This is a genomic window from Pedobacter jejuensis (assembly GCF_003725795.1).
GTDB classification, from domain to species: Bacteria; Bacteroidota; Bacteroidia; order Sphingobacteriales; family Sphingobacteriaceae; genus Pedobacter; species Pedobacter jejuensis.
The window spans coordinates 47050-72729 of sequence record NZ_RBEE01000003.1; the positions used below are offsets into that span (position 1 = coordinate 47050).

General features: G+C 36.1%; 21 protein-coding genes and 3 tRNA genes. 7 read left to right on the forward strand and 17 right to left on the reverse strand.

The annotated features are described in order from the left end of the window. Positions 1-3 precede the first annotated feature (3 nt). Complete coding sequence (locus D7004_RS02205) at positions 4-1119, forward strand: Acg family FMN-binding oxidoreductase (protein ID WP_123204240.1); 1116 nt, start codon at positions 4-6, stop codon at positions 1117-1119. Between the two features lie 270 nt (positions 1120-1389). Here D7004_RS02205 and D7004_RS02210 read toward each other — a convergent pair whose 3' ends face one another. From D7004_RS02210 to D7004_RS02290, 17 genes are all read right to left on the reverse strand, one after another. Continuing rightward, positions 1390-2091 (reverse strand): sulfite exporter TauE/SafE family protein, encoded by a 702-nt coding sequence (locus tag D7004_RS02210; RefSeq protein ID WP_148042737.1) that lies wholly within the window; start codon positions 2089-2091, stop codon positions 1390-1392. Then, positions 2088-2516 carry a FixH family protein gene (locus D7004_RS02215; protein ID WP_123204242.1) on the reverse strand — a complete coding sequence of 143 codons (429 nt, stop codon included), beginning with the start codon at positions 2514-2516 and terminating at the stop codon, positions 2088-2090. The genes D7004_RS02210 and D7004_RS02215 overlap by 4 nt, the downstream gene beginning before the upstream one ends. Before the next feature lie 11 nt (positions 2517-2527). Further along, a complete protein-coding gene (gene ccoG / locus D7004_RS02220; protein WP_123204243.1) occupies positions 2528-3898 on the reverse strand; it encodes a cytochrome c oxidase accessory protein CcoG in 1371 nt (456 codons plus the stop codon). Beyond that, positions 3882-4847, reverse strand: coding sequence for a cbb3-type cytochrome c oxidase N-terminal domain-containing protein (locus D7004_RS02225; RefSeq protein ID WP_244214226.1), 966 nt, complete (start codon positions 4845-4847; stop codon positions 3882-3884). Before D7004_RS02225 ends, ccoG begins: the two co-directional genes overlap by 17 nt. Further along, positions 4834-5016 (reverse strand): hypothetical protein, encoded by a 183-nt coding sequence (locus D7004_RS02230; RefSeq protein ID WP_123204244.1) that lies wholly within the window; start codon positions 5014-5016, stop codon positions 4834-4836. The genes D7004_RS02225 and D7004_RS02230 overlap by 14 nt, the downstream gene beginning before the upstream one ends. A 1-nt stretch (position 5017) precedes the next feature. Further along, entirely contained in the window at positions 5018-7162 is a 2145-nt protein-coding gene (ccoN, locus tag D7004_RS02235) for a cytochrome-c oxidase, cbb3-type subunit I (RefSeq protein WP_123204245.1), read from the reverse strand. A 69-nt stretch (positions 7163-7231) separates the two neighbouring features. Then, positions 7232-7411 (reverse strand): cbb3-type cytochrome oxidase assembly protein CcoS, encoded by a 180-nt coding sequence (gene ccoS / locus D7004_RS02240; RefSeq protein ID WP_123204246.1) that lies wholly within the window; start codon positions 7409-7411, stop codon positions 7232-7234. Continuing rightward, positions 7408-9795, reverse strand: coding sequence for a heavy metal translocating P-type ATPase (locus tag D7004_RS02245; RefSeq protein ID WP_123204247.1), 2388 nt, complete (start codon positions 9793-9795; stop codon positions 7408-7410). Before D7004_RS02245 ends, ccoS begins: the two co-directional genes overlap by 4 nt. A 10-nt stretch (positions 9796-9805) precedes the next feature. Further along, entirely contained in the window at positions 9806-11152 is a 1347-nt protein-coding gene (gene hemN / locus D7004_RS02250) for an oxygen-independent coproporphyrinogen III oxidase (RefSeq protein WP_123204248.1), read from the reverse strand. Then, complete coding sequence (locus D7004_RS02255) at positions 11152-11580, reverse strand: Rossmann-fold NAD(P)-binding domain-containing protein (protein WP_123204249.1); 429 nt, start codon at positions 11578-11580, stop codon at positions 11152-11154. Before D7004_RS02255 ends, hemN begins: the two co-directional genes overlap by 1 nt. A 234-nt stretch (positions 11581-11814) precedes the next feature. Continuing rightward, positions 11815-12846, reverse strand: a complete 1032-nt coding sequence (locus tag D7004_RS02260) for a response regulator (protein ID WP_123204250.1) — start codon at positions 12844-12846, stop codon at positions 11815-11817. A gap of 23 nt (positions 12847-12869) precedes the next feature. Continuing rightward, positions 12870-14060: a PAS domain-containing sensor histidine kinase gene (locus D7004_RS02265; RefSeq protein WP_123204251.1), complete on the reverse strand. Its 1191-nt coding sequence runs from the start codon at positions 14058-14060 to the stop codon at positions 12870-12872. Between the two features lie 55 nt (positions 14061-14115). After that, positions 14116-15885 (reverse strand): hypothetical protein, encoded by a 1770-nt coding sequence (locus D7004_RS02270; protein ID WP_123204252.1) that lies wholly within the window; start codon positions 15883-15885, stop codon positions 14116-14118. Positions 15886-16387: 502 nt separating this feature from the next. After that, a tRNA-Pro gene (locus tag D7004_RS02275) sits at positions 16388-16461 on the reverse strand. Positions 16462-16513: 52 nt separating this feature from the next. After that, positions 16514-16587, reverse strand: a tRNA-Pro gene (locus D7004_RS02280). Positions 16588-16675: 88 nt separating this feature from the next. Beyond that, positions 16676-16762: transfer RNA gene (locus D7004_RS02285), tRNA-Ser, on the reverse strand. 78 nt (positions 16763-16840) lie between these two features. Continuing rightward, positions 16841-18847 (reverse strand): HD family phosphohydrolase, encoded by a 2007-nt coding sequence (locus D7004_RS02290; RefSeq protein ID WP_123204328.1) that lies wholly within the window; start codon positions 18845-18847, stop codon positions 16841-16843. 189 nt (positions 18848-19036) lie between these two features. On the opposite strand from D7004_RS02290, the gene D7004_RS02295 reads away from it, so the two are divergent. From D7004_RS02295 to D7004_RS02320, 6 genes are all read left to right on the forward strand, one after another. Next, a complete protein-coding gene (locus tag D7004_RS02295; RefSeq protein ID WP_123204253.1) occupies positions 19037-19897 on the forward strand; it encodes an SPFH domain-containing protein in 861 nt (286 codons plus the stop codon). 103 nt (positions 19898-20000) lie between these two features. Continuing rightward, positions 20001-20168 (forward strand): Arc family DNA binding domain-containing protein, encoded by a 168-nt coding sequence (locus D7004_RS02300; protein WP_123204254.1) that lies wholly within the window; start codon positions 20001-20003, stop codon positions 20166-20168. 115 nt (positions 20169-20283) lie between these two features. Continuing rightward, positions 20284-21459 carry an acetyl-CoA C-acyltransferase gene (locus D7004_RS02305; protein ID WP_123204255.1) on the forward strand — a complete coding sequence of 392 codons (1176 nt, stop codon included), beginning with the start codon at positions 20284-20286 and terminating at the stop codon, positions 21457-21459. A gap of 10 nt (positions 21460-21469) precedes the next feature. After that, the gene (locus tag D7004_RS02310; protein ID WP_123204256.1) at positions 21470-22363 is read left to right on the forward strand and encodes a hypothetical protein; all 894 of its coding nucleotides are present in this window, start codon (positions 21470-21472) and stop codon (positions 22361-22363) included. 160 nt (positions 22364-22523) lie between these two features. Continuing rightward, a complete protein-coding gene (locus D7004_RS02315) occupies positions 22524-24107 on the forward strand; it encodes a peptide MFS transporter (RefSeq protein ID WP_123204257.1) in 1584 nt (527 codons plus the stop codon). Positions 24108-24172: 65 nt separating this feature from the next. Further along, complete coding sequence (locus D7004_RS02320) at positions 24173-25654, forward strand: peptide MFS transporter (RefSeq protein WP_123204258.1); 1482 nt, start codon at positions 24173-24175, stop codon at positions 25652-25654. Positions 25655-25680 lie beyond the last annotated feature (26 nt).

Sequence of the window (25680 nt, forward strand, 5' to 3'; positions counted from 1 at the left end):
ATAATGAACAGAAGAAAATTTTTACTGGGCTCAGGTGCAGTTGTGGTAATTGCAGGATTTTCAGGCTACCTGGTGAGTGACAGGAATAACTTTGAAAGAGCAGATTCCCTTGCTGGAAATAATAAAGAAACCGGCCTGACATCTGATGAAATAAAGATTTTATCCCTTGCTTCCCTCGCTCCAAGTGGTCACAATACACAGCCATGGTTCATTAAATGCATCGCACCATACCATTGGATCATCTGCAACGATAAAAGCAGGTGGTTGCCAGCGGTTGATCCTACCCAACGGGAAACAATGCTATCAATAGGCGCTTTCCTGCAGAATCTCGAATATGCAGCCGATAATATGGGATATAGCCACCAGTTTAATCTCATGGCAATAAGCAATCAGGCTGAAGAGGTAATGGAGGTGAAGCTGAAAAAATCTGGCAACAGATTTAGTTTCGATTTGGAGCTTATAAGACAGCGTAGAACAATGCGGTCGAATTTGCTTATTGATCCTTTAAAAACAAAAGACATAAGACATTTAATTGGCGAGGATAAAGATCTAATCCATTTTATCCCGGGTTTATCAAAAGAATATGCATACATCAATGAACAGACTATTGAAGCGAACAAAATCCAGTCTTACAGGAATGCTGCCCAAAGGGAGCTTTCTAACTGGATTCGCTTTTCCTCAGCAGATGCAAAGAAAAAACTTGATGGACTGACTACTGGAAGTATGGAAATTGATGGCATTCCAGGTTGGATGGTAAGGAATTTTTATGATAGAGATAACGTGATGTCGAAAAGTTTCAGGGACCAAGGTATCGCACAGGTAGAAAAGCAGGTTGCCTACTCTGCAGGTTGGTTTTTAATCTCTAGCAAAGCAGATTCAGTTGAATGTCTAATTGAAACGGGAAAAATGATGCAGAGGCTCTTTTTAAAGGTAAGGGAGCGAAATATTGGCATACATCCTATGACGCAAATACTTGAAGAGCCATCCATAAAACAAAGCCTGAACACTTCGATAAGAATAAAGGACGAGATACAGTTTATTCTCCGGACGGGTTATGTAAAAAATTATCCTGACCCGGTTTCATTACGGCGATCATTGAACATGTTTATCAGGAGCTAATATTGTTTCATCTTGGGATTAGCTGTCGTGCTCAAAATCAATTTTAAATTATTAACCTTAGTACGATTATTAATTTTCCCTCATGTTATTAATAAGGGGCTTCCTTTTTTTTTACGTCACCCTGAATTTATTTCAGGGTCTTTTCGGCAGGAAAGATGCTGAAATAAATTCAGCAAGACGTGTCGTATAAGCAATGCGACGATAAAACAGCAAACCTATTAAGTTTAAGAATGGAACTCAGGTTATTAGGTTCATAACTAAACAAAAAAACTATTTACATTCTGCTGAATGTGAAAATGAGTTTGTGGTTTTTGGCGATAAAAATGGAATGCCTAAGTCTGCCGACCTTAAGATAAACAGCATACCCATAAAAAACATAAACCATGGCAAAAATTTATTTGTGTTGAAACGAATATATTTTTTCAAATATATTCCACCTAAAGAGATCATCATCATTAAAGGAGCTGTTCCCAAACCGAACAAAAACATAAATATTCCTCCAGCTTTTGCATTGCCGGTGTATAATGCTGTGGCTAATGCCAGATAAACCATACCACATGGAATTAGGCCATTAAGCATTCCGGCGAATAAACCCCAGAACGGCGAATTAAACACCCTCCCCATTAATTTACTTATCGGATTTAAGGCTTTTGCCTGTATCATTGCAAACCTGTTCTTATAACTTCGGTTAAATTGCAAAGCGGTAAAAAGAATTAACAACGAACCTATAATTATGCTGAGGATTTTCTGGTTGCTGAAGATGCGAATGCTATTGCCCAATGCGCCTACTACTAAACCTAATACCGTGTAAACCAAAATCCTACCGAATTGATACAATAAAAGTTGAGCACCAGATTTTAAAAAACTTTCCTTCTTAAACGGCATACCAAGCATTATCGGACCGCACATTACCGCACAGTGCAGGCTTCCAAAAATACCCATTAAAAATGCCAGTGGCAAAAGACTTATCACAAGTTGATATTTTTTTTATATAAATAATTTCGATTACCCGAGCGCCATTGTAAATTCAAAAACCACATCCCTTTGGCCATTTTAGATTTATCAACTAGAATGAAATTTGCTTCACCAGCTGTATTCCCTTTAAGCTTAACATCATCTAAACTGTTTGATGGTCGCATTAAATTCAGTTCATACTTTGCAGCTTTTTTTAACTCGATAACAATTTGGGTTTTGGTAACTGTTATTTTAGGTTGCGCATTATCGTTAAGTACGTTCCTTTTGGCATTGTATTCTACATTATAATTAATGCCTTTCTCATAATAATCTTCCTCGATTAAAGCATCTCTACCATGCACATGAAACATATACACCACCATACAAACAATAAATAACATGAACGTAATCATACCTAAAACAACCTTTGTTCCCCAATTCATATTCCTAATTTTTAATTATCATCTGGCTGAGCGAAAAAACTGGTTTTAGCAGTGCTTAAAACTTTACCATCGGCAACAATTTCAAAAACAACGTCAGTTTTATATTTCTCTATCAAGTTATTTTTCCTGATTAAAAAGAAGGTGACTTGCACTGAACCCTCTTTTGGCAAAACAGTTGCTTTTTGTATAAATTCTATTTTATCAGATTCGTTCTTCGATTTAAAAATGAAGTGTATCGGTTTGTTTGTCTTATTGATTAACTCTGCGTTATACAGGTTACTTGTTTTATCTTCACCCCGATTTTGGTAAAGCGTTCCGCTTGCACGTAAAACAGTAGTTTGAATATCTTCTCGTTTGTAAATCAAAGATGAAAAAACCATCATTATAATAAATAGCACCGCAGCATAACCATAAGATTTTAAACCAATTTTATAAAGTGTCCTATCTTTTAAAAAATCCTGATTAAAGAAGCCGATTAAGTTTTTAGGTTTGTTTATTTTAAGCATTACCTCGTTACACGAATCGATGCATGCTGTACAGTTAACACATTCTAGTTGGGTTCCGTTACGAATATCAATGCCAGTTGGGCAAACCTGCACACAAAGTCCGCAGTCGATACAATCTCCGGTTTTTGAAAGCAGTTCGTTTTTCTGCAAATGTCCCCGGGGTTCTCCCCTTGTAAAATCATAAGCAACTACCAAACTCTGATTATCGAGTAAAACGCCTTGTAACCTACCATATGGACAAATTACGGTGCAAACGATTTCACGTACATAAGCGAAAACGCCATAAAAAATTAGCGTAAACAGCCAAATGGATATAAAACCAGAAACATGCTGTGAAACAGGTTCGGTAATAATTTTGATAAGAATATTTGAGCCAATAATGTAAGCTAAAAAGGTATTTGCAATGGCAAACGATATGAGCAGAAAAAGAAAATGTTTACTGCCTTTTTTAATAAATTTCTCGGCATTCCAATTTTGTGCATCGAGTTTTTGTTGCTTAATAGCATCACCTTCAATCCAATATTCAATCCTTCGGAAAACCATTTCCATAAAAATTGTTTGCGGGCAAGCCCAGCCACACCACAATCGGCCTAAAACTACTGTAAAGCATACAATGAATAGGATAAAAATGAGCATTGCTAAAGCGAATAAATAGAAATCCTGCGGGGTGAAAATTAATCCGAAAAAGACAAACTTTCTTTCAATAAAATTTAACAGAATTAACTGCTCTCCATTAAACTGTATAAAAGGAAATGAAAATAAAAATGCGAGCAAAACATAGCTAAGCCATTTACGATAAGTATATAACTTGCCCGATGGTTTTTTAGGGTATAGGAAATTTCTGCCTTTACGTTCAGTTTTATTTTTTTGAGACATCTGTTTTGGTTACACTATCTGCTACCTCTTTCATTTCACTATCTTCAACATCTTTATCTTCGTATTTTTCTCCTTGCTTTGCTTTAGCGCCTGGAGGATTTGTGCCATTTAAAGAAAGAATATAGTTTGAAACCGCACTAATTTGTTTGGGGTTTAAATTCTTTTCCCAACTAATCATACCTTTTGCTGGCACACCATATTTTATTGTTTTAAAAACATTGCTCACTCCACCGCCATGTATCCAGTATTCATCAGTTAAATTTGGGCCAATAATTCCCTGACCTTTATCACCATGGCAAACCACACAGTTGGTGTTAAAAATGGTTTTTCCATCTTCTAGAACGATTGCTGTATTATCAAACTTTACAGAATTTTCATCAATCGTATTTGCTGATTTTTCTAAATACGCAGCCTTTTCAATTTCAGCTTTTGCAATTTCATTTGCATATTCTTTATCCTGTAAATCGCCGTATCCACCAATGTGATAATAGAACAGGTAACCGGCGGCAAAAACCATTGTACCAAAAAATAAGAAATTAAACCATGCCGGAACTGGGTTGTTCAGTTCTTTAATTCCATCATAAGAATGGTCGATAACCAAATTATGCTCTTCTTCTATTGGTTTAAGGCTTAATAATTTATTCCATATTGATGGTTTGGACGGCCTTTTTTTCAACCAGCTATCATAATCTAAAACAGGTTCTTTTACTATAATTACATAAGGTGTTGGGCTTAACTGTTCTTTATACATTACTTTAAATGCATTAAGTAACGTTACCGAAACAAAAAGCAGCACCATAGTAAAAATCAAAAGCAATACGATTAACAATTCTGAACTTGTTAAACCCAAACCAGGTTCGCCTGGCATAACAAGAGCAGCCTTTTCATCAGCAGCAAAAGCTGGGCTTGATAAAACAATAAAAGGCAACAACAATTTAATCTTCTTCATATCCTTCAGGCTGATTGTCTTGAATTGGGAGTTCGCTCATTATTTTAATGTGCTGTTTACTTAATTTTAGAAGGTAAATACCAACGATAATAAAAAATGCCATAAACATCAATAAGGATAGTATCAGGTACATTTCGCCTCCGGCTAAATTTTTAATTTGATTGAACATTTTATTGTTGATTTGAAGGAATAGTTTCTTTATTGGCTTTAATATCGGTGCCTAACCTTTGCAGATAAGCAATAATGGCCACAATCTCCCGGTCGCTTTTTATTTTAATGTTGTTCTGTTTCAATTCCAGAGCAATTTTTTTGGCTTGATTTTTCAAATCATCATTCGCCAACCTATCGTAACCATCGGGGTATGGAACGCCTAAGGTTTGCATAGCTCTTATTTTGCTTGGTGTTGTGGAAATATCCAACTCTTGTTCGACCAACCATGGATATGGGGGCATAATACTTCCCGGCGACATTGAAGTAGGATCGAGCAGGTGATTGTAGTGCCATGCATCAGAATACTTGCCACCGATACGATGCAAATCTGGCCCAGTACGCTTACTACCCCATAAAAACGGGTGGTCGTAAACAAATTCGCCTGCTTTACTATATTCACCATATCGTTCTGTTTCTGAACGAAACGGACGAACAGTTTGTGTATGGCAGTTTACGCAACCTTCACGTATGTACAAATCTCTACCCTGAAGTTCTAAAGCAGAATACGGTTTTACACTGTTAATGGTTGGTACGTTAGATTGTATGGTGAAAGTTGGCATCATCTCTACCATGCCGCCAATAAGAATTATGATTAATGAAAATACCATAAACTTCATTGGCTTGCGTTCCAAAACCCTATGCCAAGATTTGTCGGCCTGCGAAACATCTATAATAATTTCGGTCAAAGGCATGGCTTCTGCAGGTTCATTTGCAACAAGTTTTGCACCCAACATTGTTTTTGCAAGGTTATAAGCCATGGCAATTACACCAGCTAAATACATTGCACCACCTATCGACCTTAAAATATGCATCGGTATAATTTGAAGCGTTGTAGCTAAAAAGTTTGGGTATTTCAACAAACCATCAGGTGTAAACTCCTTCCACATTAAACCTTGGGTAAAGCCAGCCCAATACATTGGTACAGCATAAAAAAGGATGCCCAAAGTGCCTATCCAGAAATGGAAACCAGCTAGCTTTTTAGAATATAATTCGGTTTTATAAATACGCGGAATTAACCAATACAAAACGCCAAAAGTTAAAAATCCATTCCATCCTAAGGCTCCAACGTGTACGTGAGCAACTATCCAATCGGTAAAATGTGCAACACCATTAATTTGTTTAAGTGATAACAACGGACCTTCGAAAGTTGCCATACCATAAGCGGTAAGTGCCACAACCATAAACTTAAGTGTTACATCCTCCCTAACCTTGTCCCAAGCTCCGCGAAGCGTTAAAAGACCGTTAATCATACCGCCCCAACTTGGTGCAATTAGCATGATAGAGAAAGCTACCCCTAAAGACTGTACCCAACCAGGAAGCGAACTATATAGTAAATGGTGAGGACCTGCCCAGATGTAAATAAATATTAACGACCAAAAGTGAAGAATACTCAACTTGTATGAATAAACCGGTCTGTTAGCCATTTTAGGAAGGAAATAATACATCATGCCTAAATATGGTGTGGTTAGAAAAAATGCAACAGCATTGTGTCCGTACCACCATTGTACCAATGCATCCTGAACACCAGCATACACATAATAACTTTTCATAAAAGAGATGGGTAATTCGAAAGAGTTTACTATATGCAAAACAGCAATGGTTACAAACGTTGCGATGTAAAACCAAATGGCTACATATAGATGCCTTTCTCTTCTTTTAATGATGGTACCAAACATATTGATACCAAAAACTACCCATATTATCGTTATGGCAATATCTATTGGCCATTCCAGTTCAGCATATTCATGTGATGTAGTTAAACCCAATGGTAGAGTAATAACTGCCGAAACAATTATCAATTGCCAACCCCAAAAATGTATTTTACTTAAGATATCACTAAACATCCTGGCTTTTAAAAGCCTTTGCAAAGAATAATAAACACCCATAAAAATTGCATTGCCAACAAAAGCGAAAATTACCGCATTGGTATGTAATGGCCTTATCCGCCCGAAGGTGGTATATTGGCTGCCAAGATTCATTGATGGTTTAAAAAGTTGCATGGCTACGAGTAAGCCTACCGTCATTCCAATAATCCCCCAAACCAATGTGGCGAGTGCAAAGTTTCTAACTATTTTATTATCGTATGTAAATTTTTCTAACTGCATAATCGAAAATGAGTTGTTGGTTTATGCATCAAAGGTATCTTGGTGCAGTGATTTAAATGATGATGATGGTTAAGCAGAAAAGTGATCTTCTTCACTTTTTTCTTCAATTACCTCATCATCAAAAAGCATTCTTATTGCGGGAGTATGTACATCATCATTCTGACCGGTTTTGTAAGCCCAAATAAATGCCGCTAAAAAAATGAGTGCCATTACAATACTGCATCCCACTAAAAAGTAAAGGATGTTCATAGCAGTTTATTTTTATGTGCAAACCACCTGGTGGCCAGTGTTGTAAATGAAATTATGGTTATTGTACTAATGGGCATTAACACCGCAGCAACAAGCGGATATAACGTACCTTGCACTGCATAAAAAATACCTATGCAGTTGTAGACAATCGCTATGGCAAAACTGATTTTAATGATTTTCAAGCCATCTTTACTTTGCTGAATAAAATTTGGCAGCAGGTTTAGAGCATTTCCTTTTAAAATGGCATCGCAGCCCGGTGTAAAATTGTTGATGTTATCGGTTATTGCTATGCCGAAATCACTTTGTTTTAATGCACCGGCATCATTCAATCCATCGCCCAACATCATTACCACATTTCCCTGCTGTTGAAGTTCTAAAACCGCATTCAGTTTTTGATGCGGGTTTTGCTGAAATTTGATTTTTGCTTTTGGCGGGAAAATTTCTTTCAGTACCGATTCATCTTTATTGGTATCACCAGATAATACCTGAAGTTCGAAACTACTTTTTAAATTGTCCAGAAGAGTTTTTAAATCAGGTCGCCATTTTTGATTGATAACAAAACAGCCTTTGTAATTACCATCTATTAAAATATGCACACCATTCTCAGCAGAACTTGTTACATCAACAGGTAAAAGAGAGAGATTGCCTACATAAACAGTATAGCCATTGATATTACCGCTTAAACCCTTTCCAGGGATTTCCAGAAAACTTCGAACCGTATAAAATTTATCGACACTTAATGCTTTTAAAATTTGCCTACTTAAAGGGTGTGCAGAATTTCGAATAAGCGAACAAACTGCTATTTTTTCTTCTTCATCTAGTAATCCACTAAATGTAATTGCAGCAGTTTCGCTGCTGGTTAACGTACCGGTTTTATCAAAAACAATTGTATTGCATTTTGCAAGCGCTTCTACGGCATCTGTATTTTTAACGTAAAAACCCTTTTTATCAAAAACAGATAAAATTGCCGATAATGTGAAAGGTGTACTTAAGGCCAATACGCATGGGCATGCTACTATGATAACTGCTGTAAATGCCGACCAAGCTTTATGGCTATCGCTTTGTAATAACCAAAATCCGGTTGCAAAAAAAGCTATAGCAAATACAGCCAGACTAAAATATTTGGCTACACTATCGTTAAAATTCTGCTTAGCGTTATTGATTTTATAATGCTCATTGTTCCATAAGCCTGTTAAATAGCTTTGAGAAACCGGTTTAATCACTTCAAGTTCTATCGCCTCTCCTATTTGCCTGCCGCCGGCATAAATAATTTCGCCTAAAACTTTGTTTATCGGCTCAGATTCGCCGGTTACAAAACTCATGTCCATGTTCCCATCGCCTTTCATTAAAATAGCATCAGCCGGTACTAATTCTCCATTTCTAATCCAAAGGCGATCGCCGATATTAATTTCGTTTATTGATACCGGTTTTTCTTTACCGTTTTGTAATGTTGTTACCGCTATCGGGAAATAAGAACGATAATCTCTATCGAATGAAATGTGGTGATAAGTGCGTTGTTTTAACCATTTACCCATTAGCAGCAAAAACACAAGGCCACTCAGCGTATCTGCAAATCCTGGCCCATGGTTAAAAATTATTTCAAATGCTGTTCGGAAAAACAATACGGCAATTATTAAAGCCAAAGGCGTATCGAGGTTAATGTGTTTGTGTTTTAAACTTGTAATTGCCGATGTAAAATAATCGCGGCCACAATAAAAAGCCACAGGAATTGAAAAAGCGAGATTTAACCAACCAAAAAGCCACTGAAATTCCTCTTCAAAACCTGAAAGTCCAAAATATTCTGGAAAGCTAAACAGCATAACATTGCCCATGCAAAAACCTGCAATCGCAATTTTTAATATCAAAGTTTTATCAGCCGAATCTTTGTGTTCTTTTACAACGTCCTGCAAACTTATTAACGGTTCGTAGCCTATTTGATTTAAGGTTTGCACCAACTGTTTCAATGATATTTCTTCGTGATTAAAACTTATGGTAACCTGTTTTTTAAGAAAATCAATTCTCGAGCTAAATATTGCCGGGTTAATTTTATAAAGATGTTCTAACAACCAAATACAAGAACTACAATGGATTGCCGGAATGTAAAAAGTAATGATGCTTGAGCTTTCATGCCGATAATCAAGCAATTGTGTAATGATTTTTGGTTCATCGAGATATTCTAAATGCCCGTCATTTTTAAGTTGCTGACCAGGATTGTTATTGTACACATAATAATTACAAAGGTTATTTTCCGAAAGGATTTTGAAAACGCCCAAGCAACCTGCACAACAAAAATCTTTATCATCTATTTGATATTTTAACTTGGGCAGATCCTCTCCACAGTGATAGCAAACCGCTTCAGTTGTTGTTTTATTCTGATCTTCCATAGTAAAACAGTTAAATTGATGAACTGAAAAGTTGAGTTTTTGGTTGCTTCTCCCACAATTTTTCGTCGAAAGCCATGCAAACGTTTCTCAAAAAAGATTTACCTATTGATGTGATTTTGATTTCCTTTTCATTAATGGTGATTAATTTATCGGACAATAGAGGTTTTAATCGGGCTTGTATTTCATCAGGTATTCCTTTATGATAGGAAGTGTGTTCCCTACACATAATATTTAGAATATGCCTTCTAATCCCTAGATCTTCCTCGCTCAGTAAATGTCCTTTTTCGACCGGGAGAATTCCGCGTTGTATTTTATCTAGATAACTCTCAACTGTTTTTGGATTCTGGGCAAATGCAGTCCAACTATCGCTGATTGCCGACACACCCAAACCAATAAGCAAATGCGTATGCTGGCTGGTATACCCCATAAAATTCCGGTGAAGTTTTTGTTCCACCATCGCTTGGAACAGGGAATCGCTGTTTAGTGCAAAATGATCCATACCAACATCTTCATAGCCTGCTTCAGCAAGTAAATGCCTGCCCAATTGATAAAGTGCAAATTTATTTTCGCCTATTGGAATATCTTTCTCAGTATAATGTCTCTGCCCGGGTTTTAACCAAGGCACATGCGCATAACTGTAAAAAGCAATCCGATCAGGTTTCATTAAAATCGCTGTTTTGATGGTATCGCTTAAACCAAAAAGCGTTTGTCCTGGGAGACCATAAATTAAATCAAAATTAATGGAGGTATAACCAATTCCTCTGGCTTCTTCGGTTACTTTAGCCACTTGTTCAGGCGTTTGGAAACGGTTAATCAGGAACTGAACCTTTGGATCAAAATCCTGGATACCAAGACTTAATCTGTTAAAACCAAGTGTGTTTAAAATCTTTAAGTGTTTTAATGTTGTATTGGCTGGATGTGCTTCAAAAGAAAGTTCAGCATCTTTAGTCAACTCAGCGTTTTGCAAAATCACACTAATCAATACTTCAAGATTTTCAGCACTAAAAAAAGTGGGTGTTCCGCCTCCAAGATGGATTTCCTTAATTTTTGGCATTTCGCCCAAAACTGAAACATACATTTCCCATTCCTTAATCAAAGCCTCAATGTAAGGCTGCTCTACGTTATGGTTTTTGGTTATTCGGGTATTGCATCCACAATAGGTACAAAGACTTTCGCAAAAGGGAAGATGGATGTATAAGCTTATGCCCTCTTTTTTGTAATCTGAATAGGTTTTCCCAACAGTTTTTTCCCAATCGTATACATTGAATTTTTCATTATCCCAGTAAGGAACTGTTGGATAACTGGTGTACCGTGGCACAGCAACATTGTATTTTTTAAGCAATAAGGCAGTTTCCATTATTTTAATACTTTTTGGGTTGCACAATCATTTTGACAGCAACATGCTTTACCCACACATTTACCAGCAGCCCATTGGTCAAGGTTTTTTATAACTTGTTCCATCCGAAGTTTAGGATCCGTATCTCCAATATCAAAAGGAACGTTTGCAACTTTTATTCCTGCAAAACCCGCTGCTTTTAAATCCAGGTGGTCAGTTTGAAAAGATGAGGTTGCGATGTATTTGATGCCGAAAGATTTTAACCCTTCAATCATAGCTTCACTCAAATAATCATTATTAAACACCAAAAGCGCTTCTTTGCCTGCTGCAAAAGAAAGCGTGTCGGCCGTTAAGCTATTGGCGATTATGGTGATGTCGTGCTTTTTATAATTTGCAAGAACCAACCATTCCTTTTCATCGGGCTTAATATTGTAGGCAATAGCTTTCATATATAGAATTTATCTATACAAAACTATGGGATTGGATGTGCGCAATAGATGAGGATGCTTAGAGAAAAAAATGATCCTGATTACATTTTGGATAGAAGTGCCTAATTCTATCATCATAAAAGAAATGTTAACTAATGTCCGTCATTTCTATATAGATGCAAATCGTAATAATCTTAACGATTGAAAACTGCACCAGTATATGGAACTAGTTTGATGAAGATTGATTTTACAGGGTTACTGCCTAATGTTTCGAAGTTTTTCGATAGACAGAATATTGATGGCATTTCCTGTTTTATCAATTAGTTTTTCATCTTTAAAATCAGCAAGCGTTCTGCTGACTGTTTCGCATGCTGTGCCCACTAGTGCCGCAAGATCATCTCGTGAAATCCGAATGGTGCAACTGTCTGCAGGGTCATCGTTAAATTTGCTAGCAACCTGTAACAAAGCTTCAGCAACACGCTTTCTCACCGATGAATAAGCCAGTTGAAGCATTTTGCTACCCTTGTCTCGAATATTTCCAGATAGCAATGCAATAAATGTCTTAGAAACGGTCTGATGATTCAGCAAATACTCCATAAAGTCAGCTTTTGGAATTTGTATAATATCCGATTCAATCAAAGTGGCTGCATTATCTGCGTAAAGTTCACCATTACACAAACTTTCATACCCAAAAAAATCACCATCGTGGTGTAAATTAGAGGAAAGTTCACGCCCGTCTTTAAAACGCTTGTAGGTTTTTACCTGTCCTTTTATGAGATAGTATAAATGAGTAGGATCATCACCTTCTACATAAATAATCTGTTTATTAGCAATCGACCTCGATTTACCTTTTTTTCGAAGCGCTTCAATAACCGCCTCGCAATTATCAGAATCGGTACTAAAACTACCAGATTGCTGCTTTTTCTTAAATCTACTTTCTATTGCCTTAAATAATTCAAGATCATCAAATGGTTTGGTCAGATAATCATCGGCACCCATTTCCATTCCCTTCCTCATATCAGCACGTTCGGTTTTCGCAGTAATAAAAATGAAGGGAATGTTGGCCGTTTTTGGGTTTTTATTTAAGAGATAAAGTACTCCGTATCCATCCAATTCAGGCATCATAATATCACACAAAATAATATCTGGCAAATGTTTTAATGCCATCTCTACACCAACCTTGCCATGTTTAGCCAAAAAAGTTTCGTAACCAGCCAAATCGAGTACCTCGGCAGTACTTTCCCGGATATCGTCATTATCTTCAATAATTAAAACTTTCTTATTCATGGCCTGGAGGATGATTTATAAACCTATTTACTAAAGTGAAAACTTAGCGTAAAAACCGTTCCGTGATGCTGTTCGCTCTTGCAGGCCACCGTTCCTTTCATTAAACCAACATATCGCTTTACGATATTCAATCCTAGTCCCGTTCCCGGAATATCGCCTGTATTGTGCGCCCTAAAGAAAGGTTCGAAGAGATTATTTTGATCAGCTTTGGGAATGCCGATTCCATTATCCTTTACTTCGAGCACGAGTTCATCATTTTTCAAAATCGTATTGAATTGAATCAGCGTATCTTCTCCAGAATATTTTATAGAATTGGAAATAAGGTTTATAATGCAGTTTTTTAGCAGATTGGAATCCAAAACAACATCAGCTGTCGTCCCTGTATGTTCATAAATAATATGTTGGTTTTGCTTGGTCATCATCTGCATTTCCTCTGTAATTTCTTCAGCGAAACTGATAATATTGAACGATTGTGGTGAAGCTTCTACTTTACCAGCTTCTAATTTTTCTAACGAAAGAAAATCGTTTAAGATGGTGGTAAGGTTGTTAATAGAATTTTTAATTTTCGAAGTGTGTTTTTCTACGCTAGCTACATCCTGTTTCGTGGTATATTTATCAATCAGCGAAGCTGACAATTGAATTGAACTCAGTGGCGTTCTGAATTCATGTGAAGCCATGGAAACGAACCTCGTTTTTAACTGATTAAGTTCTTTTTCTTTTTGAAAAAGCGCCCTCATATTTTCTTTTGCCATTTCCAGTTCTGATACGAGCTTTACCAAATCCTGTGTGCGTTCCTTTATTTTAACCTCAAGTTTTTCGGTATAGCTTTTTATCTGCTCTTCGTTTGCTTTTTCTTTACTCAAATCATGAATAAAACCGGTGTAAATTTTACGGTCGCTAAACTTAATCTCGCTCACGCCCAATCTAAAAGGAAAAACAGTTCCGTCTTTGCGCTTACCTGAAACTTCTCTCCCAACTCCAATAATATTCTTCTTACCAGTATGCTCATACTTTGAAAGATAGGCATCATGGCGGGAGCGATCAGGTTCTGGCATCAATACCGAAATATTATGTCCAACCAACTCAGCTCTGGAATAGCCGAAAAGTTCCAGCGCAGCCGGATTTAAATGTTCTATAATTCCTTTATCGTCAATGGTTATAATTCCATCAATGGCATTCTCTATAATTGCATCTAAAAACTTCGACCTATCCATTTAAATATTTGTGTAGATTGGTAAATATAGAAATTTATCATTAGCGCCTTTTTTCCTATTGAATAATGATATTATCTAATTTAACTTTCGCAAGTGCCAATTCATTCAATTGAACGGAAGCCTGATCTGTAAGCTCGTTGAATAGGTTTTTATAATAAATTATACCTTCGGATAATTGTAATTTAAATCCGTTTAACTGCTTCCGCTTTTTATCGCTGAAATTCTGAAGCTGTTTTTTGATGTCCTGCTGAAGATAATCAATGTACAGATTGAGTTCATTGATGAATATATGTGGTCTTGGCACAAGTTCTAAAAGATTGATTTTCCCATAAATATGCCCAACCATTTCATCAAAGGAATATATGTCAGAAAAGTAGGCTAAATTTGGTCCGGGGCAGATGGCTACCGCTTTATTCTCTTTAGGCTTAGCAATATTATATTTTAAATAAGCCGACGAACATAATCCCTCGCAAAGACAAACTTTTTCAGTAATCGATTTAACCTGCTTTTGATAATCATCTTGGGAAAGATGTGAGGCTTTCAAACTTTTGATTTTTAAATGTTGATACTCCCTGGATGCGGTACAAATAGCCTGCTGGGTAAATTCTGTGTTGTTGCACAAGTATTTTTTCGTGCAGGGACTTCCAGGTCTACCTTTTTCAATTCGTTCGGTACGTTGATTTTCAATGCTACTATTTTTGAAATTATTGAACTGTATGCCGAGTGGAGAAGCGCCACTTAAATAAAAATCGCTATGCTTAGCCTTGGCCAAATGCGATAGCGTTTCAGCATCAACATTTGTTACTTCCGGCACCAGAAGAAAAGGACTTCCCCAACCTGTTGCATCGAGATCATAATATTTGAGCAGGAAACTGTGTTCTTCTGCAGTACCAATACCCCCTTGTACACTAATGCGTTGTTTCGGTTTGCTTTCAATCAGCATGTCTTTTTGTGCTAAAGCGTTTTGGTACATTTCAAAAAGCTCACTAAACATTTCTTTTTTTCTGTTTTTAAATTCTTCTAAAATGGGACCTAGTAAATAGCCCTCAGTTGCAAATGCATGACCGCCACAATTTAAACCAGACTCTATTCTAAATTCTGAAACCCACAATCCTTTCTTCGCCAAAAACTTTGCCTGAATTAAAGCCGATCTAAAATCGCTGACCTTTAAAACGATTCTCTTTTTCAGCATGCCTCTTTCATTAGGAAAAAAGTCTTTAAAATCCTCCATGTAACTGTATAATTTTGGATTCATTCCTGCAGATAAAATCACCGAAGCGCTTAAATCACTTTCTGCAAAACCACGCAAAGCAGATAATGCATCGGTATTTAAATCGCCCGTATATTCACCATTTTCATAGTTCATTTTATCCACCTTCGCCATGATATTCACATCGATAGATCCTAGCCTCATGGCATTACGCAATACATTTTGAAAGGCATTTTTTGGCTCGCCCTCCGAATATTCGAGCATTAACTCGTAGCCTTGCTTTAACTTTGAGGTGTCTGGTAATAATTCGAAGTAACGAGAAAGATCATTTCCTTTAATAAAATTCTGTTTTTTTAACTCTTTGAACTGATCATTAATGACTTCATTCAGAAAATTTAAATATGCCTTAATTCTCTTAGAACGATAATCATCATCTGATTTTGGGGTGGGCAGGAACTGATAAAAATTCTTTCCGGAATGATATTCCCGCATACGTTCAATCAATTCATCATCAACTATGGATAAAACAGAAGATATTCCATAACGGGAAACTTTCAGAGGTGTATCAATAGAATAGCCTAAACCTAAAACCGGGATGTGAAAAGTGTGCATCATGTGTTTAAAGTATTATTACGCAAACCTATTAAAGCATCAGCAATTTCTTAAAGATGTATATTACTTAAAAATATGATTGAAATCATTTTTTTAAAGGTTATTGATAGTATGCTGGATGAACCATCGTGTACTGAGCTCATCTCGCGAAAAATAATTTCAGCATAAAATCTTAATCATACAAATAACAAAAGTCACAAAAGGGATAGAACGGGGTCAAATAATTATCTCTTTCAATTAGATTTCATTAAATCTTCTCCTTAGTTTGTCACCAAATCGACTACCAAAAAAAGCAAAAAAAATGCGGTAATTCTGATTGGTTTTATTTAACAATTAATTACAAGAAATTTTCGGTTTTGTAGAGACTTTAAAAATACAACGAAAATTTGGTAGCCGAATTGGTGACAACTTGCTTGATATTGACCCACACTATGCCATACTAAAAAACAAAACCCCCTAAATTTATAATTTAGAGGGTTCTTAATACAAACTGTATCTGTGTTTGTCGGGGTGGCAGGATTCGAACCTACGACCTCCTGCTCCCAAAGCAGGCGCGATACCGGGCTACGCTACACCCCGAAAATGGCATCGATCTTTTATTTAATTCTTGCAGTTGCAGCTGCAAATTTTGTCGGGGTGGCAGGATTCGAACCTACGACCTCCTGCTCCCAAAGCAGGCGCGATACCGGGCTACGCTACACCCCGAACTTGGTATCTATTTCCCTTTTTGCAAGGGCTGGCAAAGTAACGGTTTTAAAATGATAATTCCATTTTAATTTGCCAATTTATTTTGCGGAGAGGGCGGGATTCGAACCCGCGGTACCGTTACCAGTACGACAGTTTAGCAAACTGTTCCTTTCGGCCACTCAGGCACCTCTCCGTTATCTCAAAATTTGTTCTACCAACCTTGTTTTGAGGTCTGCAAATATAGTAAAACAACCTATTCCACAAAAAAAAATTATAAAACTTGTTGATAATCTATTCGTACATGATAGATACTCATCAGCATTGTCTTGAATATCAATTTGATAGTCTCAATATCTTTTAATGTTAAATCGCAATTATCGAGTTGATTTTGTTCCAATTTATAGTTAATTATCCTTTCAACGAGGTCATTTATGTTCTGAGCATCGGGATTTTTTAAACTTCTTGATGCAGCTTCTACAGAATCGGCTAACATTAATACCCCGGTTTCTTTGCTAAAAGGTATTGGTCCGGGGTAGCGAAAAATGTTTTCATCAACAAATTTTTCGGGCGAATTTTTTAAAAACGACTGGTAGAAATAATCAACCCGGGTATTTCCATGGTGTGTTCTTATAAAATCAATAATTGCTTCGGGCATTTGATTTTTTCTTAGAATTTCGATTCCCTTATGCACGTGCTGTATTATGATTTGAGCGCTTTGCTCATAAGGCAATTTATCATGGGGACTAACAGCGGTATTTTGATTCTCAATGAAATATTGAGGATTATCAACCTTACCAATGTCATGGTAAAGCGCACCAGCTCTAACCAAAACAGAGTTCCCTCCTATTTTAAATATTGCAGCTTCTGCAAGATTGGCTACCTGAAGCGAGTGTTGAAACGTTCCTGGTGCTTTGAATGCAAGTTCACGAAGTAATTTATTGTTGGTATTGGTGAGTTCTATTAAAGCAACATCAGAAGTGATGCCGAATACTCGTTCAAAAATGTAAATTAACGGATAAGCCAACAATGAAAGTAAAACGCTAAAAATAAATGGAACAAAATTTATCCATTGGATTTCTCTGAAAGTACCTTCGCGAAGCATGGCAATGCCAACGAATGAAACAAAATATGCCGATAAAATAAATAGCGCTGAAACTAAAAATCGCTCTCTTTTTACAAAATTCTTAATGCTAAATATGGCAACCATACCTGCAGTTACCTGGTAGAACACAAATTCGAAACTGTTTGCAACGAAAAAACCTGCAATTAAAATAACCAACATGTGCAGGTAAAGTGCTAGGCGAGTATCAAAGAGGATTCGGATAATGATTGGAACAACGCAAAAAGGAATGTAATACAAACTGCCAATGTTCATTTTTAATGCCCATGTTAGGGCAAGCAACATACCAGTTGTAACGATTAAAATTAAAGAAAGCTGTCGGTTATCAGAGAAAATATCTCTTCTGAATAGAAAAAGGAACGACATTAATATACTAATCACAAAAGCAACAAGTACAACCTGACCAAGATATACTAAAGTTCTGCTACCAATAGTTTTGGTTTGTGCCTCGTATGTGGCCTTGTAAGATTCTAATTTTTGAAATATTTCATCATCAATCACATCATTTTTGGCAACAATTAATTCGCCTTTTTGCACCATACCTTTTGTAGTAGAAACATTGCTTACCGTACTATTTCGAATAACTTCGGTTAGCCGCTCATTAAAAACAATGTTTGGTGTAAGGTGGTCTTCAACAAGATTATTTACCAAATCTTGCATAACCTGATTTGGTGCTTTAAAATTCAGTTTAAAATATTGAAGTGCAGTTTCTGCTGTAAAAATGTCTTGTGTATTTTTTTGTTTGGAAATGTTATTATCAACCAAAGCAAAATCATAATTCTTACCCCCGGTTTGATGTTTGACATTTAAGCCAATGATGCCTTTCTGATAAATCCCTTGTAAAAGCTTATAGGAAAGGTTTCTGTATGTGGTTTTATCTTTCTCATCCAGCTGACCAGTGCGCCATTTAATATCAAATTCATTTAAAAACCCCTCTAATGCATCATTTGTTATTTCCTTATCATACTGATAAACAGGCAATATATCTCGGAGCGCATCTTTTTTATCGGTACTTACCTGAGGGTTAGTTTTTAAAATTGCAAAAGGAAATGGTGAAATTAAATCTTTATTCATCCATACCTTATTCTTTTCAAATTCATACCTGAAGCGAGGCTGTTTGGGTAAAAATAGTGTAATGATGAAAACTGTAAAAATCATCATCACATATTTTATGTTTGATGAATATTTACGGTAGAGAATTTTATGTGAATTTTTCTTGATTTTGGCCAAAACGATAAAAATATAATGCTGTCAAAATTAACATTTTTATGCAATATACATTTTACTGATTTTCTTTGCGAATTCAACTTTTTATATTTTACTTTATGATATCAAATTAATATCATCATGTATCAAGAAAAAATCATTAGCCCTCCATCAGGGTATTTAACATTTGCATTATTTTTAGTGCTTTTGGGTATTTCAGTATTTTGTTTTGTAACCCAAAGTTTTATTTGGGGAGGCATTATCTTGGCCTTTGATTTTTTTCTGGTTCTACCCGGATTAATCATCAATAACCCCAACGAATCTAAAGTATTAACGCTATTTGGTAAATATGTAGGTACGGTAAAAACAGATGGATTTTTCTGGGTAAATCCGTTAACAACTAAAAAGAAAGTATCATTAAGAGCAAATAACCTTAACGGACAACAATTAAAAGTAAACGATAAGCTCGGTAACCCGATAGAAATTGCGGCTGTTGTAGTTTGGAAAGTTAATGAAACCGCTAAAGCAATGTTTTCGGTAGAAAATTATCTTCAATATGTGAATATTCAGAGTGAGGCTGCTGTAAGGCATTTGGCAAATATTTTCCCTTATGATCATGCAGAAGGAGAAGAAACGAGCATTACCTTAAAAGATGGTGCCGAGCATGTAAGCGAATTGTTAGAAAAAGAGTTAAACGATCGCTTATCAAGAGCAGGAATTGAAGTGCTGGAAGCCAGAATTTCGCATTTGGCTTATGCGCCAGAAATTGCAAGTGCAATGTTGCAACGCCAGCAAGCTACAGCCGTTATTGCCGCTCGTAAACTCATAGTTGAAGGTGCTGTTGGGATGGTAGAAATGGCTTTAGAAAAGTTATCTCAAAAAGGAATTGTTGAACTTGATGAAGAACGCAAGGCTGCCATGGTTAGCAATCTGTTAGTTGTATTATGCGGCGATAGGCATGTACAACCAGTGGTAAATACAGGTACTTTATATAATGGCTAACGGAGTTTGATGAGAATCAATACATAAAAATTTATGGTGACTCTTTTTAATCACTGTTTAATCAATTTAAAATCGGCAATAATATTAAGGCAATATAATAAGGATGAGTGAAAAAGATAAAAAAGCTTTTGTGTTGAGAATGAGTCCGGCTCTTTTAAAAGAAATTGAAATTTGGGCTGCTGATGATTTTAGAAGTATCAATGGCCAGATTGAATTTTTATTAAATCAAGCGGTTAAATCGCGAAAAAAAAATAAGCCTAAGCAAGATTAACTTTAATATCTCGTTAAAATGATTTGTTTCCTGCTATTCTTTGCTCCTACTTTTTTACGATATTAAAAAATGCATAACTTAGCAGCCTAACCAAAAATTCATAAATTTATTTTACATGAGAGAAGTTGTAATTGTTTCGGCTGTAAGAACGGCTATTGGTAGTTTTGGCGGTTCTTTGGCGCAGTTTTCTGCTACCCAATTAGGTGGATTCGCCATTAAAGCTGCAGTAGAAAAAGCAGGTTTAAATGCCAACCAAATTCAAGAAGTTTATATGGGCAATGTGTTATCCGCTAATTTAGGACAAGCACCTGCAACACAAGCTGCGAAATTTGCCGGTTTACCTGATTTGCCTGCAACTACCATTAATAAAGTTTGCGCTTCTGGCACTAAGGCAATTATGCTTGCTGCACAAAGCATAGCAAATGGCGATAGTGAAATAATTGTTGCTGGTGGAATGGAAAGCATGAGTAATGTACCATATTACTTAGATAAGGCAAGAAATGGTTATAGATTAGGTCACGGTCAGATTACTGATGGGCTGGTAAAAGATGGACTTTGGGATGTTTATAATGATTACCACATGGGTTCTGCAGCAGAACTTTGCGCAACAGATTGCAACATCGGTCGCGAAGCACAAGATAATTTCGCCATAGAATCTTATAAAAGAGCTCAATCTGCTCAAACATCTGGTAAATTCGCATCAGAAATAATCGCTATAGAGGTTAAAGACCGTAAAGGAGATGTAAGTTTTGTTGATACGGACGATGAACCTACCGCTGTAAAATTCGAAAAAATTCCTGGTTTAAAGCCAGTATTTAAAAAAGATGGTACAATTACCGCTGCAAATGCATCAACATTAAATGATGGTGCTGCTGCATTGGTTTTAATGAGTGCTGAAAAAGCAGCTGAAATGGGCATCAAGCCTTTAGCTAAAATCCTAGGTTTTGCCGATGCTCAGCAAGCACCAGAATGGTTCACCACAGCACCTTCAAAAGCAATTCCATTAGCTTTACAAAAGGCAAATGTGAATATTAATGATGTAGATTTTTTCGAAATTAACGAGGCTTTTTCAGTGGTATCAATTGCTAACAATCAACTCTTAAATTTAAGCGATAATAAAGTAAATGTAAATGGTGGAGCGGTTTCATTAGGTCATCCGCTTGGCGCATCAGGAGCTAGAATTGTAGTTACCCTATTATCTGTTTTAGAACAAAATGGTGGTAAAATTGGTGTTGCAGGTATTTGCAATGGTGGCGGTGGCGCAAGTGCGTTGGTTATAGAAAAACTTTAAAATCTATTCGATGAAAAACATCAGATTTTATTTATTAATGTTTATCGTTTGTTGGAATTTTACATCATACGCCCAGCAAAACATAAATAAACTTGATGTTTTTCAGGATAGCTTAAACAAAATAGCGCAAAAAGTTTATTCAGCACAAAGTGATTCAATAAAGCTTGCCGAAAATGGAAAGTTTGTAAAAACACTTGTTGAAGCTTTAAAGCAACCAAACTCTTTTGCTTATAATTTTGATTCTTTAAAAACCGTTTCAGTAATTAAACCATCAGACCAAGTTTTTAGAGTTTTATCCTGGTATGTTCAATTAGAAAATGGTAACTATCGTTACTATGGCACCATTCAAATGAATACTAAAGGTGCGCTAAAATTATATCCTTTGATAGATCAAACTGAAAATATTGCAGATCCAAATCAAATCACGAACAATCAAAAATGGTTTGGTGCAAGGTATTATGAAATTATTCCTGTAACAACTTCGGGCCGTTTGCCCTATTATGTTTTGCTTGGCTGGAAGGGGAATACAACAGAAACCACAAAAAAGGTAGTCGAGATTTTATCGTTTGATAAGGACCAAGTTAATTTCGGTATGCCTGTTTTTGATGGCAAAGATTTAAAAGGAAAGAATAGGGTGATTTTTGAATATCAAAAACAGAATGCAATGGTTTTAAATACAGACAAAAATGCTGGACTAATTGTATTCGATCACCTCGCACCTTTTGAGCCTGAAATGGTTGGTAAATTTCAATTCTATGGTTCTGATGGAAGTACGGATGCTTTTAAAATAATTGGCGGCAGATTAAAACTTCAAGAAAATGTGGTGCTAAAAAATGATGCAAAGGAAAGTGATGCTTTATATTCCGATCCGGCAAAAAATGTTAAACCAATCCGGAAATTTTAAAACTGAAATCTACTAAAGTCCTGATTCATTTCCATCTAATTTAAAAATTTGTAAGAATGCACACTGCTGACTATATTGCGCCCAACTTTATTGGTTAGCAACTAAAAATTTCAATTGTAAATTTTGATAACTTAATCTAATTATTCACTAAATTTTAAATATGGCATTAGAAACTGTTGCCCTAAACGAAGATCAAGCCCTTGATGCACACCTGGAAAGTAATGGTGTAGAAACGCAAAAACTTATAAACCACCCAGTAGGTTTATTTGTCTTGTTTTTTACCGAGATGTGGGAGAGATTTAGTTACTATGGAATGAGATCGCTTTTGGTTTTGTTTCTAGTGAGCGAGGCAAGTAAAGATGGATGGAACTGGACCAGACCTGAAGCTTTGCAACTCTATGCCTGGTACACTGGTTTGGCCTACTTTACCCCAATAATTGGCGGTTTAATCGCCGATAGAATAACAGGGTACCGAAAAGCAGTTATTTTAGGTGCTTTAATTATGACACTTGGCCACGCCACTATGGCCTTAGAAGGTGTAAGCACTAATTTGTTCTACTTAGGACTATTCTTTTTAATTGCTGGTAACGGATTGTTTAAACCGAATATTTCATCAATTGTTGGTAAACTTTATCCACCTACAAGTGATAAAAAAGATGCCGCTTATACCATTTTTTACATGGGAATAAATAGCGGTGCATTTTTAGGAATGTTGATGTGTGGATATGTTGGCGAGAAAGTTGGATGGCATTACGGATTCGGTTTAGCCGGAATTTTTATGTTCTTTGGTATGCTTCAGTTTTATTTTGGACAAAAAATATTTGGTGTTTTAGGTGCTGCAGTAAATAAAACAGAAAAAGTAATTGACCCTACTGAAGAGGTTTTACCTAAGAAAGTGGTAAGCCAAAGACTATGGGTTGTAGCAATTTTATCAATCTTTACCATTTTCTTTTGGATGGTTTTTGAACAAGCGGGTGGTTCTATGACGATTTTCGCTAAGGATTACACGCTAAGAAACTTAACAGGAACCGCAGGTGCAACTTTTAAATGGGTTGATGCGGCACTCACAATTTTTCCGCTTGTTGCTGTAACTTTGGTTTTGTTAAGCCTTGCTTTTAAGATTGCAAAAAAATATCCGGCAACAATTTTCTTCACTGCATTAAGTTTTATAATTATTTGGGGATTAGCAATTTGGAAGGTTGAAAAAGAATTTTCTTCACTAAACACAGAAGTTCCGGCATCTTGGTTTGGAATACTAAACTCATTCTTTATTGTAACGCTCGCTCCTTTCTTCTCCAAATTATGGGAAACTAAATTTAATCCAAGCGGCCCGGTAAAGTTTGGGATGGGTTTAGTTTTTGTTGGAATTGGTTTTGCTGGTTTAGCTTACGGAGGTATGGATATTGCAAGGGGTGCATCGACTGCTCAGGTAAGCATGTTTTGGCTAATATTTGCTTACTTTTTCCACACCGTTGGCGAGCTTTGCGTTTCTCCTGTAGGTTTGTCTTATGTAAGTAAGCTGGCTCCGGCTAAATTAGTTGGTTTAATGTTTGGTTTTTGGTTTACATGTACAGCAATAGGAAACTGGCTTGCTGGTAAATCTGGTAGCCTTATCGATAAAATCAGTTCAGAATATTCAATTTCTACATTCTTTTTAATTTTCACATTTATACCAATTGTAGCTGGTTTAATTATGTTTGCCATAAACCCGATTTTACGGAAATGGATGAACGGTGTACATTAAAATTCATTAACGATAATAACCCAAAAGCCCGATTTATTTTGGGCTTTTGCTTTTAACAAATTTTCATGAGTGAAATACAATCAATAGCAGAAATTCAAAATTTTGATGGTAAATATCCCAAACAACTTTGGCATTTATCACTAGTAGAAATGTGGGAACGTTTTTGCTTTTATGGCATGCGTGGCGTATTGGCATTTTTTATGGTAGATCAATTACATCTATCCGACCAGAAATCTAACTTACAATATGGTGCAATCCAAGCTTTTGTATATGCTTTTACATTTATAGGTGGAATTTTTGCAGATAAAATTTTAGGTTTTAGAAAATCATTATTTTGGGGTGGTTCGTTAATGATTATCGGAAATCTAATTCTTGCTTTTAACCCACAAGGATTATTTTATGCAGGTATTACCTTATCAATTATTGGCACTGGTTTCTTTAAACCAAACATTTCATCAATGGTTGGAGAATTGTATCACGAGAAGGATAATCGCAGAGATGCTGGCTACGGACTATTTTATGCTGGAATTAATGTAGGCGGACTTTTAGGTGGTGCAATGTGCATTTACTTAGGCAAGTATTATTCTTGGCATCTATGCTTTTTATCGGCTGCTTTTGTAATGGCTTTCGGCTTGAGCACATTTATTTTTACAAAAAAATATTTGGGTCCGATTGGAAATTCGCCTTTGCTTCATTTGGAGAAATCTAAAAGGACAATATATGAAATTGTGGTTTACACTGGTTCGCTACTATGCATTCCTCTAATCTTCATAATGGTTAAAAACACAGCCTTTACCGATTACTTTATGTACACAATTGGCGTTGTTGCTTTAATTTATTTCTTATACGAAATTGTTATGATCAAAGATAGAAAAGCCCAATACAAGCTTTTAGCTGCCTTTGTATTCATATTTTGCTACTTTATTTTCATGGCAATTTCCGAGCAAAGTGGTGGTTCACTTTCTTTGTTCGCAAAAGATAATTTAGATCATCAAATAATATTTATGTCGATTGACCCAAATGTGGTAAACAATAGTGTAAACTCATTATTTGTAATCGTATTTAGCCCAATTGTTGGAATACTTTGGTTATTAATGTACAAACGCAAAATCGAACCAAATACTGTTGTAAAATTCGGAATAGGTTTCCTACTACTTGCGCTAAGTTTTTACGTTTTTTATGCAACCAGATTCTTTGCTAATGAACAAGGCATTAGCTCGTTAAATGTTTTCACTCTAGCATATCTTTTGTTAACGCTTGGCGAACTATGTTTAGGACCAATTGGCATGTCTATCATCACTAAACTTTCGCCAAAGAAAATGTTTGGAATGATGATGGGACTTTGGTTTCTCTCGAGCGCATTCGGACAATTGGCAGCTGGCAAACTTGGCGCAGAAATGTCGAGTATTGAAAATGCTTCCTTAATGACTAAGCTAATGTCTTATACAGAAGGTTACAAGCAGTTGGCAATTTATTCATTAGTGGCAGGGTTGGCATTAATTCTTATTTCACCAATGATTAAAAAGTTAATGGCAGAGGTAAGATAATTATCATTTTAACAGAATTTAACCCC